Here is a 12,545-nt window from a genome sequence, read left to right on the forward strand (position 1 = left end):
AATAAGAAAATGATGGTATAGAATGAGGGGTATCATGTTAGGTTTAAACTTTAAAGGAAGCTGGCGCCAATATCAAAAACAGGTCTTGGATCGTTTTCAGGACTATCAAGCAGACGGCCATGTTCATCTAGTGGCCGCTCCAGGGTCTGGAAAGACAACCATTGGTATCGAGCTAATCGCTCGTTTTGGCAACCCAGCCCTCATCTTAGTTCCGACTGTAACCATTCGTGAACAATGGGTGGATAGAATACAAACTGCTTTTCTAGAGGATTGTCAGAGGCTTTCAGACCTCGTTTCCCAAAACTTAAAGGAGATGAAGGTATTAACGATTGTGACCTATCAGGCTTTTCATAGTGCCATGAACCAACTTCAATCACAAGAAGATGGAGAAGCAGAGGATTTTGTGGGGTTTGATTTGCTTGCAAGCCTAAGAGCTCAGAAAGTTGCTACTCTTTGTTTGGACGAATGCCACCACCTGCGCAATGAATGGTGGAAAAGTCTGGAAGCCTTTCGCAAGCAGTATGGACCGCTGAAACTCATCTCCCTGACAGCGACACCACCATATGACAGCGATCCTGAACTCTGGGAACGCTATATCCGAATGTGCGGGGAGATCGATCAAGAAATCACGGTACCTGAACTAGTCAAGGAAGACACTCTTTGCCCTCATCAGGATTTTGTCTATATGTGCTCACCAACAGCTGAAGAGGCGGAACGTCTCAAACAGTTTGAGGAGACTAAGTGGGACTATATTCATCACCTTATAGTCGATCCTGATTTTCAAACATTTGTAGCAGGGTCTAAGGTCCTCAAAGGGGATATTTCATCTGATTTGCTTTTAGAAGATCCCAAGTACTTGTCTGCTATGTTGATTTATATGCATTCTCAGGGGTTAACGATTCCTCCCTCTTTGCAAAATTTACTGGGAACCCAGAGGCTTCCAACATTGACCTCCTACTGGTTGGAGACGCTGTTGCAGAGCATACTCTATCAGACACCAGATTGGTATGAGGATCCAGATGGATATAGGAAAAAGTTAGAGGCTGACTTGAAGGCGCGTGGGTTGGTGGAAAAACGTCAGGTTTATCTGGTTAAGTCTAAGGCTTCTGACCAGCTTTTAACCCAATCTCTAGGGAAGTTGTCTGCCATTGCCGATATCTTTTTGACGGAGTATGAGAGTCTAGGTCAGGAACTGAGACAGTTAGTACTAGCTGACTATATTCGCAAGGATTTTGCCACCTATCTGGGAGATAATCAGGCAACCATTTCTCAGTTGGGGGTTCTCCCTTATTTTGAAAGCATTCGTCGAAAATCTCAGGAGCAAGAGATCCCTGTGTCTTTGGCTGTCTTATCAGGTAGTGTCGTTATTTTGCCTACCGATGTGGCAGCAGAGTTGAAGGAATTCTTGCCTCAGGTTCCTCTTAGTTTCTCATCTATTGGTCATTTGGATCCAAAAGATTATGTGCAGGTTGGTTTTCCGAGCACAGCTAAGGGAATCGTAGCGGCAGTGACGGAGCTTTTTCAACGAGGAAGGATTCAAGTCCTAGTCGGAACCAAATCTCTCCTTGGAGAGGGTTGGGATGCTCCTTGTGTTAATTCCCTAATCCTCGGAAGCTTTGTGGGAAGCTTTATGCTGAGTAACCAGATGCGCGGGCGTGCCATTCGTATCTGGCCGGGACATCCAGAGAAGACCAGCAACATCTGGCATCTGGTAGCCGTTCAAGCGCAAGCACTTATCACTCTTCCTGGTGAGGAGCCTAGACCAGAGAGCAATCAGGATCTGCAGACCTTGTCGCGACGGATGGAGCATTTTCTTGGCTTGGCCTATAATCAGGAGAGTATTGAGACCGGTTTGGATCGTTTGGATTTTCCAAAGCCCCCTTTTAAGAAAAAGCAAATTAGAGAGTATAACGAACGGATTAAGATGTTATCCAAGGATCGAGCAGGTTTGCGCAAAAAATGGCATGAATCTCTTGTCGTAGCGGATCAATTTGAGATAGTTACAGAAGTCGCGACTCAAAAACAGAAGGTCCCAGTCATGCTCTTGCTTGATGCATTAAAATGGGTTCGCATGACATTGCTCTTGTTGGCAGTGGATTTGTTGGTCTTGCTATTTAGACTGAGATTGATCGGTGTTTGGTGGCTTACGACAGCCTGTCTCCTATTTTTGGCCTTTGCATCTTGGCGCTACCTCCGCTATAAGAGTCCCTATAAACGTTTGCAATCTCTGGGTGAGCAGATCCGAAAGGCTCTGCTAGATTCGGGGCATCTAACGGATGATCAATCCCGAGTTCAGGTAGAGGAGAATAAGGAAAATTACATGGTCTTTGCCTATCTCAAGGGAGGAAGCATGAGGGACAAGGAGTTGTTTGCTCAGACTGTGGGAGAGTTCTTTGCTCCAGTGGACAACCAGCGCTATCTCTTGAAGGCAGGGAAAGTCCGACAAGGTCAGTCACCTTACTATGTCGTGCCAAGTCTTTTTGACAAGCGCAAGGAAGAAGCACAGAAATTCCTCGACTTTCTGACGCCGAATATCGGACGTTATCACCTCGTATATACACGAACAGAGATCGGAAGGAAAATCCTTCTAGAAGCTCGTATCCAAGCTCTCTCTAACAAAAACGACCGTACCTTGACTAAGAAGAAGGTTAAAAGTCAGTTGGAGTAGGGGAGTTTACAAGAGATAAATAAGTAAATTCTCTTAAAATATAAACACAATTAGAGACAGTAAGAGACGATTGACTAGTTCAAGTAAGAAGGAGAAGAAAGTTAAAGTAGAAGAAATAGAACAAGTAGCTGGATAAGGACTACCCCTTAGAAATGGATTTCTAAGGGGATTTTTGTGGATTCGTGGTATAATTTTTATAAAAGTAGGCGCTATGAAATATTTTGTTTTTTAGAAAGAAATACTATGGATGATAGATTTATTACATTAAAGCACATTGATACTTCAGTAGCAGCTAAAAATGTTGCTAAATTACTTGAAGAAAATAAAACTTATTTCTTAAATGGGAACTGGGGTTCTGGAAAAACAGAATTTCTAGTTGAAGTTGGTAAGAATACTAATAAAAAATTAGTTACGATAGACTTTTGGAGATTAAGCGATAACCGCTCAACGATTGAGATTGTTTTTTCAAAATTACACCCGTTGGTATATAGCCTTTTAAGGATTTTCATAGTTTTATGTGTCGCAGTTTCTATCTTAATGACTAATGTAGTTGATTTGGGTTTAAGTTCTTTTTTTGAATCTTTTTGTGTTAAATTAATTATTGGGAGTATTGTTTTATTAGTAGCAATCTATCAATTTTTTAAAATCAAATCAGATGGTTTTTACAGTTGTTTACTAACTTCTAAATGTCTATCATTATCTCGAAAAGTATTAGTTATTGATGATTTTGATCGAATGTCTAACAAACAACAAGAGGAGAGTTATAAAATTTTTAGCTTGCTTAATGGCAAGATTCCAATTGTTTTTGTTGGAGATATTGAGAAAGTGCATCTTAACGACAATAATTTCCTCTCTAAAATTATTGATAGACGGATAGAACTACCATTTGTTCTTCACCCATCAAATATTTGGCAAGATTATTTTGAGTTGTTAAGTAAAAAACTCAATACGAGTTTGTCAGATGATTTTTGGAGAAGGTTTAGCTTTGAAAACAGAAATTTGCGAGATCGTAATCATTTTAATGACTATGTCAATCAAGAATTCTTTTCAAGGAAGAAGTTTGAACATGTTCAAGAAGAACAGCAACTTTGGATTATCTACGCTTATCTTTTTTATCCTGAATTATATAAACAACTATTAAAGAACGAAGAAATAAAAGTTAAGGATGATGAAGAAACAAGTTTTACAGAGATTTTCAAGTTTGGACGAAGCATACAGGAAATATTATCTGACATTCAGCAATCAGACCATAACCAATATCAACCGAACTATAAAAAGAATAAACCAGCCTATTTTCTCTATGAAGAACCTCTAAATCATACAAAAGAGGAATTTAATACATTACTTGAAACAGACAGTAATGAATTATCCAGAGAACTAAGAGAGGCAAACTATAACAAAGATTTTTATCAATATCTCTCAAGCGAATATAAATCTTTTTCTGAAATTCAGAAAGCTAAACTACTACGTATTACTATACAGGAATCTCTGAAATCTTATAATAGCTCTGCAATGGACTATATTGTTGAAGAAAAATTGAATGAAGAAATCCCTAGATATGAGAGAAATACTCCTTTAAGCAAGGAAACAATAGCTAGGATTGTAAATTTTTGGGAAACTATTCTTAGGAAAGAAGGTTTAGACCAGTCTGAAATCATTTATTTTATGGAAAAGCATAGAGTACTTAGCTTCCATGATTTGGGACTTCACTATACAAAATTAGAGATTAATAATGAAAATTTTGCCAAGTTAAATCGGAAAGATTTCTTCCTATTGACCTATCTAAGTGCGGTTAATAAATTTGGGCAATTTAAGAAATGGGATAGTAGTATATGGAATGCGATAGATTGTTTTGGAGATAAGGAATTTTTATCATTTTGGAAATTTCAAGGGATTCTATCTACTGATGAGAATTATTTTGATTTTGATATTATCCCAGAAAATATGATCTATACTCTTTGGATAGGTAAATACACTTTTGAACCACCACATGATTTTGAAGATTATAGGGAGGATGTTATTAAAAAGATTCGCCTGAAACTTGATCAGCTGGAATCAAAAGGATTCACATTTGATGAGAAAATAGATGGAGAACATAGACGCAGGGATTAGGATTTTAAAATTTGGGTATTTTTCTAGTTTATTGCTTATTTCTTACCGTTACACTAAATTAGCATTCTCTAAAAAAATTACTTGCTCTACTCAGGTCGAGTGGTTTTTATAGAATTATGATAAAATAGGAGAAATAATACATTTTTTGAAAGAGGTTTAGACAAAACTTTGTTTCCATATTTCCTGGAAACGGATAGAAAGCAAGGAGAAACATGGAACAAACTAATCAAAAATCCCAGTGCCAACAACTCTGGGCTAGAAACAAATACCTCGTTTTGAGCCATTCCAGCAATATTTACAATGAGATTCGCCAATACTTGAAGAATGAAGTGGTGGAGGTAAGTCATGTTCAAGAACTGATTGACCGTGCCTGCCAAATTCCTGAGCATAGAGGTCAGGTTTGCAATGCCTTTCAGCATATTTGGGGCTATTTCAAAAAGAAAGCGACAGATGTTGAATGCAAAGACTACATGCTCTTGCTGGATCGCTACCGCTTTGGTCAGGCTTCTAAGGAAGACTTAATCGCTAAGACGAGAGAGTTGCTGGATCGCTATCCCAATACCTATTTGCAACATTCGACTTTACTGAAAGGAGACTCTCATGAGACTTTGGCATGAGGCTTTGATTTCACAACTTCCCCGTCCGCAGCTTTTGGGGCAACATCGAGAGTGCTGTGCTCTTCGTGGCAATGGCTGGGGCAGAAAGCATGCGACGGTGGACTATGTCTTTACCCACTCGCCTTATCGTCTCTATGCCTATCATCGCTTGATCATGGAGGAGATGGCAATCCGTGGCTACAATGTCAGTCCAGAGTGGCTGGATAAGAACTACCGTGGCAAGACCTGCCCTTCTTATCAAGACTTAGCAGAGGAGAAACTAGGCAAGACCATCTATAGTGAACATGATGCAGAATACTATGAGGAGTGTTTAGCTAATCTCCGAGAGAAAGGCATTGAGCTGGAGTAAGAGTCAGGATTAGCTCCATATTATAACTCTTCTCGTAATTTTTTTGAATAATAAATATGAGACCTTTAGAATGATTCTAAGGTCTTCTTTTTAAGAGTATTAGGATTTACTTTTAATAACTTTTAAGTTATAATTTGTTTCAAAAGCCAAGCGTGAACTGAAGGACATAAAAGAAAGAGGGTTAAGTGATGAAGAATAGTGCTATTGGAAGTAATTGGAAGGATATCCGATCTGAACTCTTTACCAAGGAGGAAATCCTTGAAAGTGATATGCGAGTGGATATCATGAGTGAGTTGATTGAGGCTAGACATGAGCAAGGTATCAGTCAGAAAAAGCTAGAGGAACTCAGTGGAGTAAGCCAGCCTGTTATAGCTAGGATGGAGACAGGAAAGACCAGTCCTCAGTTGGATACGGTCTTAAAAGTTTTAGCAAGTTTAGGAAAGACACTAGCAGTCGTTCCACTTGAACAGGAAAAAGGTTGATAGAGAAGAGATTACTTGGTTGGCTAAAATCATCCACAGAACAATTTTACCTCCCGTCCGCACTTTTTCAGGGAAATATCAGAATTACAAAAGAAAACCAACCTATAGTCTTTTCTAATAGCAAGCCATAGTCACTGATGAAAATCGTCAATAGCTCGTTTGAGCATTCCAACTAAAATACAGCCACCAAACAAGCAATACAAAGGATTTGAGACACAGATCTCAAGTCTTTTTCTTTTGTTTAAAACAGTGATATAGTTTCAAACTATATCAAAGCCTAATTATTTACAATTATACAGACAGTTTCTTTTCTGTTAAGATAGTTTCAACAACAAATTTTGGAGGACACATCATGTCAACTACGATCATCGGTTTCCCTCGTTTGGGCGAATTCCGCGAATTAAAATTTACAACTGAAAAATACTTTAGAAAAGAAATCTCAGAAGAAGAACTCCTTGCCGCAGCAAAAGAATTGCGTGCTAAACACTGGAACATCGTCAAAGAAAAAGGCATCACTGAAATCCCATCAAATGACTTTTCTCACTATGACAACTTCCTAGATGCAGCTTTCCTCTTCAACGTGGTACCTGCTTCCGTTCAAAACTTGGAATTGTCTGATCTTGAACGCTACTTTGCTTTGGGACGTGGTTACCAAGGAGAAAAAGGGGACGTGCGTGCCCTTCCGATGAAGAAATGGTTTAACACCAACTACCACTACATCGTTCCTAAATTTGAAAAAGACACTCAAGTTAAATTGGCTGGTCACAAGATTTTTGATGAGTTCCAAGAAGCAAAAGAACTTGGTCTCAACACTCGTCCAGTCCTTGTAGGTCCGTTCACTTTCCTTCAATTGTCAGATTTTGAAGACGGTGTGAAAGCAGAAGACTTCGTAGATAGCTTAGTAGCTGCTTACCAAGAGGTCTTTGCTAAATTGGCTGAGCTTGGTGCGACTCGTATCCAATTGGACGAAGCAGCTCTTGTCAAAGATTTGACAGCTGAAGAAAAAGCCCTCTTCTTGAACCTCTACAACAAGCTTTTGGCTGACAAGAAAGGTCTTGAAGTCTTGCTTCAAACTTACTTCGGTGACGTTCGTGACGTCTACGCTGACCTTGTGAACTTGCCAGTAGATGCCATTGGTTTGGACTTCGTTGAAGGTAAGAAAACTCTTGAACTCGTTAAAGGTGGCTTCCCAGCTGACAAGACTCTCTATGCAGGTATTGTCAATGGTAAGAACATCTGGCGTAACAACTATGAAAAGAGCTTGGCGATTCTTGAACAAATCCCAGCTGAAAACATCGTTTTGACTAGCTCATGCTCACTTCTTCATGTGCCATTTACAACAGCTAACGAAGAATTTGAACCAGCTATCTTGAACCACTTTGCTTTTGCAGTTGAAAAATTGGATGAGATTCGTGATTTGGATGCTATCCGCAATGGTCAAGGTGCAGAAGCTCTTGCAGCTAACAAAGAACTCTTTGCGACTGAGCGTGTGGGTGAAAATACAGAACTTCGTGCGCGTATCGCTGGTTTGACAGACGCAGACTACACTCGTTTGCCAGCCTTTGCAGAACGTGAAGCTATCCAAGAAGAAGCCTTTAAACTTCCAGCTCTTCCAACAACAACCATCGGTTCATTCCCTCAAACTAAGGAAGTTCGTGCCAAACGTTTGGCCTTCCGTAAGGGTGAATTGTCACAAGAAGAATACGACGCTTTCCTTGCTGAAACCATCGACGAATGGATTAAATGGCAAGAAGAAGTTGGATTTGACGTGCTTGTACACGGTGAGTTCGAGCGTAACGACATGGTTGAGTACTTCGGTCAAAACTTGTCAGGTTACCTCTTCTCTAAGAATGGTTGGGTACAATCTTACGGTATGCGTGGGGTGAAACCACCAATCATCTGGGGTGATGTCACTCGTCTCAACCCAATCACTGTCAAATGGTCTAGCTATGCTCAAAGTCGTACAGACAAACCTGTTAAGGGTATGTTGACTGGACCTGTTACCATCCTCAACTGGTCATTCCCACGTGAAGACATCTCTATCAAGGACTCAACTCTTCAAATCGCTCTTGCTATCAAGGATGAAGTTCTTGACCTTGAAGCTGCTGGTGTGAAAATCATCCAAATCGATGAGGCTGCTCTTCGTGAGAAATTGCCACTCCGTCGTAGCGACTGGTACGAAGACTACCTTGATTGGGCTATTCCAGCCTTCCGCTTGGTACACTCTACAGTAGCGCCAGACACTCAAATCCACACCCACATGTGTTACTCAGAATTTACAGATATCATCCCAGCTATCGACAACATGGATGCGGACGTTATTTCCTTTGAAGCAAGCCGTTCAAACCTTGAAATCTTGGACGAACTCAAAGCGAAAAACTTCCAAACAGAAGTGGGTCCTGGAGTTTACGATATCCACTCACCTCGTGTGCCAAATGAAGGCGAAATTGACCACACAATCGATGCTATTCTTGCCAAAGTACCAAGCAAGAAAGTTTGGATCAACCCTGACTGTGGTTTGAAAACACGTGGTATTCCAGAAACAAAAGAAAGCTTGATCCGCCTTGTTGAAGCAGCAAAAGCTGCGCGTGAGAAATTATAAGATAAGATTTCTCTCTTGACACTGACTGATCAAGGAACTGCTTGGCCCTAGCTGGCTCAGCAATCATGAAATCAAAAAGAAAAGGATAATGACTATGTCACGCCAAACTCCGTCACTTTCATTTGAAGTGTTCCCTCCAAACCCAGCTGTGGGTAATGATAAAATTATTTCAGCCTTGCAGGATATGCGGGAGCTGACACCGCACTTTATCAGTGTGACTGCCAGCAACAATAAATTTAATATCAAGGAAACAACGGTTCGTTTGGCTGACTTTATCCAGAATGACTTGACGATTCCAACCATTGCCCACTTGCCAGCTATCTATCTGACCAAGGAAAAGGTTGCTGAAACCATTGCAGACTTGGATAAGGTTGGGGTACAGAAAATCTTGGCCTTGCGTGGGGATATTATCCCTGATGTGGAACCACAAAAGGATTTCCGCTACGCAACGGATTTGATCGAGTTCATCAAGGAACAAGCCCCTCACTTTGATATTATTGGCGCTTGCTACCCAGAGGGGCATCCTGACTCTCCAAACCAAATCTCGGATATTCAAAATCTCAAGAAGAAAGTGGATGCAGGTTGTTCAAGCCTTGTAACGCAACTTTTCTTTGACAATGAGCGCTTCTACGATTTCCAAGATAAGTGTACCTTGGCAGGGATTGATGTTCCTATTCATGCAGGTATCATGCCCATTCTGAACCGTAATCAAGCACTTCGTCTCTTGAAGACTTGTGAGAATATCCATCTTCCACGTAAATTTAAGGCCATCTTAGACAAGTATGAGCATGACCCTGAGTCGCTCAGAGCAGCAGGACTTGCCTATGCCGTGGATCAGATCGTGGACTTGGTAACGCAGGATGTCGCAGGTGTGCATCTCTACACCATGAACAATGCTGAAACAGCAAAATACATCCACCAAGCAACCCATGCCTTGTTTAATCATCAGTCTTTAGGATAATAAAAAGCAAACCATTCTTCTCAGGTGAGGGGAATGGTTCCTTTTTAATAGAAAAGCCCGCACTTTTTAAGAAAAATATGATAAAATAGACTCTGTACGTACTTGATACAAAGATGAGGGTATTTAGGTTGTAGAAGTTTGTTTAAAGTGGATTATTTTTTAAACAAAATATGATAATAGGTGTCTCAAAAAACACGAACGGAGTGAGTATTTAAAAGATATTTCAAGCTATAGTAGTATCCTAGAGAATAACTCTGTTATTTTCTAGGACGGAATTTTTTAGACTTCAGGCTAAAAAATAAGGGATGAAATTCCGAAGGAAGTTGCTCCCGTCCGCACTATTCCAGTGAAATATCAAAAAAACTACTTAATTGAATTTTGGTCTCATTTCTTAGGAAAAAAGACAAGCTTCCTAGCATTCATCGAATGCTTCGTCACCTTCCTATTTTTCTACAGAAATGTTCGGCAAACCGAACCGTCCAAAATATCTTGATTTTTGTAGGCAAGGCGTATAATTTCATCAATCCAAAGGGGATTAAAATGACAAAACAAGTATTTCAAACGACTTTTGCGGGTCGTGAGTTAATCGTAGAGACTGGCCAGGTTGCTAAGCAAGCAAATGGCTCTGTTGTCGTGCGTTACGGTGAGTCAACTGTCTTGACTGCAGCCGTCATGTCTAAGAAAATGGCAACTGGGGATTTCTTCCCACTTCAAGTCAACTACGAAGAAAAAATGTATGCGGCTGGGAAGTTTCCAGGTGGCTTTATGAAACGTGAAGGACGTCCTTCAACAGATGCGACCTTGACAGCGCGTTTGATTGACCGTCCAATCCGTCCAATGTTTGCAGAAGGTTTCCGTAACGAAGTGCAAGTGATCAACACGGTTCTTTCTTACGATGAAAATGCATCTGCACCTATGGCTGCTATGTTTGGTTCATCCTTGGCACTTTCTATCTCAGATATTCCATTTGACGGTCCAATTGCTGGGGTTCAGGTGGGCTATGTAGACGGTGAAATCATCATCAACCCTAGTCAAGAACAAGCAGAGCAATCTCTTCTTGAATTGACAGTAGCTGGTACCAAGCACGCCATCAACATGGTAGAGTCTGGTGCCAAAGAATTGTCAGAAGAAATCATGTTGGAAGCCCTTCTCAAAGGGCATGAAGCAGTCAAAGAATTGATTGCCTTCCAAGAAGAAATCGTCGCTGCGGTTGGTAAGGAAAAAGCAGAAGTGGAATTGCTTCACGTAGATGAGGAATTACAAGCTGAAATCATCGCAGCCTATAACAGTGACCTTCAAAAAGCGGTTCAAGTAGAAGAAAAACTGGCTCGTGAAGCTGCAACTCAAGCAGTTAAAGACCAGGTAACAGCAGTTTACGAAGAAAAATATGCAGACCACGAAGAATGTGACCGTATCATGCGTGATGTGGCTGAAATCTTGGAACAAATGGAACACGCTGAAGTGCGCCGTTTAATTACAGAAGACAAGGTGCGTCCTGATGGTCGTAAGGTCGATGAAATCCGTCCTTTGGATGCGGTTGTTGACTTCCTTCCTCGCGTACACGGTTCAGGTCTCTTCACTCGTGGACAAACTCAGGCTCTTTCAGTCTTGACCTTGGCGCCAATGGGTGAAACTCAAATCATCGATGGTTTGGACCCAGAGTACAAGAAACGCTTTATGCACCACTATAACTTCCCTCAATACTCTGTAGGGGAAACAGGCCGTTACGGTGCGCCTGGTCGTCGTGAAATTGGTCACGGTGCTCTCGGTGAGCGTGCCCTTGCGCAAGTTTTGCCAAGCTTGGAAGAATTTCCATACGCAATCCGCTTGGTAGCAGAAGTCTTAGAATCAAACGGTTCTTCTTCTCAAGCCTCTATCTGTGCGGGAACGCTTGCCCTTATGGCTGGTGGTGTACCAATCAAGGCGCCAGTAGCTGGTATTGCCATGGGTCTCATCTCAGATGGAAATAACTACACTGTATTGACAGATATCCAAGGATTGGAAGACCACTTTGGAGACATGGACTTTAAGGTTGCAGGTACTCGTGAGGGGATTACAGCTCTTCAAATGGACATCAAGATCCAAGGGATTACTGCAGAAATCTTGACTGAGGCTCTTGCTCAAGCCAAGAAAGCTCGTTTTGAAATCCTTGATGTCATCGAAGCAACCATTCCAGAAGTTCGTCCAGAATTGGCTCCAACTGCACCGAAAATTGATACCATTAAGATTGATGTTGATAAGATCAAGATTGTCATCGGTAAAGGTGGAGAAACCATCGACAAAATTATCGCTGAAACAGGCGTTAAGATTGATATCGACGAAGAGGGTAATGTGTCTATCTACTCTAGCGACCAAGATGCTATTAACCGTACCAAAGAAATCATTGCTGGTCTAGTTCGTGAGGCTAAAGTCGATGAAGTTTACCATGCTAAGGTTGTTCGTATCGAGAAATTTGGTGCCTTTGTCAACCTCTTTGACAAGACAGACGCCCTCGTTCACATTTCGGAAATGGCTTGGACGCGTACTAATAATGTCGAAGACTTGGTGGCTATTGGAGACGAAGTCGATGTCAAAGTTATCAAGATTGATGAAAAAGGACGTGTTGATGCTTCTATGAAGGCTCTTCTTCCACGTCCACCAAAACCTGAGCGTGATGAAAAAGGTGAAAAGTCTGAACGTCCTCACCGTCTACGTCATCACAAGGACCACAAACCGAAGAAAGAATTTACACATAAACCAAAAGATTCAGAATAA

Annotated in this window: 8 protein-coding genes and 1 pseudogene; all 9 read left to right on the forward strand. The window is 41.1% G+C overall.

Annotated features, from left to right (window positions below; all coding sequences use genetic code 11):
* Positions 1 to 34: 34 nt before the first annotated feature.
* On the forward strand, positions 35 to 2,668 hold the full coding sequence (locus B7717_RS05750; RefSeq protein WP_084944366.1) for a DEAD/DEAH box helicase family protein: 2,634 nt from the start codon (positions 35 to 37) through the stop codon (positions 2,666 to 2,668).
* A 37-nt stretch (positions 2,669 to 2,705) separates the two neighbouring features.
* Positions 2,706 to 2,804 (forward strand): annotated as a pseudogene (locus tag B7717_RS09830) (DUF6261 family protein); the annotation flags it as partial.
* Between the two features lie 107 nt (positions 2,805 to 2,911).
* Positions 2,912 to 4,780, forward strand: a complete 1,869-nt coding sequence (locus tag B7717_RS05755) for a P-loop NTPase fold protein (RefSeq protein ID WP_084944367.1) — start codon at positions 2,912 to 2,914, stop codon at positions 4,778 to 4,780.
* Between the two features lie 212 nt (positions 4,781 to 4,992).
* Complete coding sequence (locus B7717_RS05760) at positions 4,993 to 5,397, forward strand: YbgA family protein (RefSeq protein ID WP_000438484.1); 405 nt, start codon at positions 4,993 to 4,995, stop codon at positions 5,395 to 5,397.
* The gene (locus B7717_RS05765; protein ID WP_001241800.1) at positions 5,381 to 5,746 is read left to right on the forward strand and encodes a TIGR02328 family protein; all 366 of its coding nucleotides are present in this window, start codon (positions 5,381 to 5,383) and stop codon (positions 5,744 to 5,746) included. The genes B7717_RS05760 and B7717_RS05765 overlap by 17 nt, the downstream gene beginning before the upstream one ends.
* Positions 5,747 to 5,934: 188 nt before the next feature.
* Positions 5,935 to 6,228: a helix-turn-helix domain-containing protein gene (locus B7717_RS05770; RefSeq protein WP_000797739.1), complete on the forward strand. Its 294-nt coding sequence runs from the start codon at positions 5,935 to 5,937 to the stop codon at positions 6,226 to 6,228.
* 352 nt (positions 6,229 to 6,580) lie between these two features.
* Positions 6,581 to 8,830: a 5-methyltetrahydropteroyltriglutamate--homocysteine S-methyltransferase gene (metE, locus tag B7717_RS05775; RefSeq protein WP_000108251.1), complete on the forward strand. Its 2,250-nt coding sequence runs from the start codon at positions 6,581 to 6,583 to the stop codon at positions 8,828 to 8,830.
* Positions 8,831 to 8,924: 94 nt separating this feature from the next.
* The gene (metF, locus tag B7717_RS05780) at positions 8,925 to 9,791 is read left to right on the forward strand and encodes a methylenetetrahydrofolate reductase [NAD(P)H] (protein WP_070568079.1); all 867 of its coding nucleotides are present in this window, start codon (positions 8,925 to 8,927) and stop codon (positions 9,789 to 9,791) included.
* A gap of 540 nt (positions 9,792 to 10,331) precedes the next feature.
* Positions 10,332 to 12,545 carry a polyribonucleotide nucleotidyltransferase gene (pnp, locus tag B7717_RS05785; protein ID WP_084944368.1) on the forward strand — a complete coding sequence of 738 codons (2,214 nt, stop codon included), beginning with the start codon at positions 10,332 to 10,334 and terminating at the stop codon, positions 12,543 to 12,545.

It is taken from the genome of Streptococcus oralis subsp. oralis, from assembly GCF_002096495.1.
GTDB lineage: Bacteria > Bacillota > Bacilli > Lactobacillales > Streptococcaceae > Streptococcus > Streptococcus oralis_CU.

Coding starts and splice junctions, on each gene's coding strand:
- B7717_RS05765 (WP_001241800.1), top strand. CDS start 5,381: ATGAGACTTTGGCATGAGGCTTTGATTTCACAACTTCCCCGTCCGCAG.
- metE (WP_000108251.1), top strand. CDS start 6,581: ATGTCAACTACGATCATCGGTTTCCCTCGTTTGGGCGAATTCCGCGAA.
- B7717_RS05755 (WP_084944367.1), top strand. CDS start 2,912: ATGGATGATAGATTTATTACATTAAAGCACATTGATACTTCAGTAGCA.
- pnp (WP_084944368.1), top strand. CDS start 10,332: ATGACAAAACAAGTATTTCAAACGACTTTTGCGGGTCGTGAGTTAATC.
- B7717_RS05750 (WP_084944366.1), top strand. CDS start 35: ATGTTAGGTTTAAACTTTAAAGGAAGCTGGCGCCAATATCAAAAACAG.
- metF (WP_070568079.1), top strand. CDS start 8,925: ATGTCACGCCAAACTCCGTCACTTTCATTTGAAGTGTTCCCTCCAAAC.
- B7717_RS05760 (WP_000438484.1), top strand. CDS start 4,993: ATGGAACAAACTAATCAAAAATCCCAGTGCCAACAACTCTGGGCTAGA.
- B7717_RS05770 (WP_000797739.1), top strand. CDS start 5,935: ATGAAGAATAGTGCTATTGGAAGTAATTGGAAGGATATCCGATCTGAA.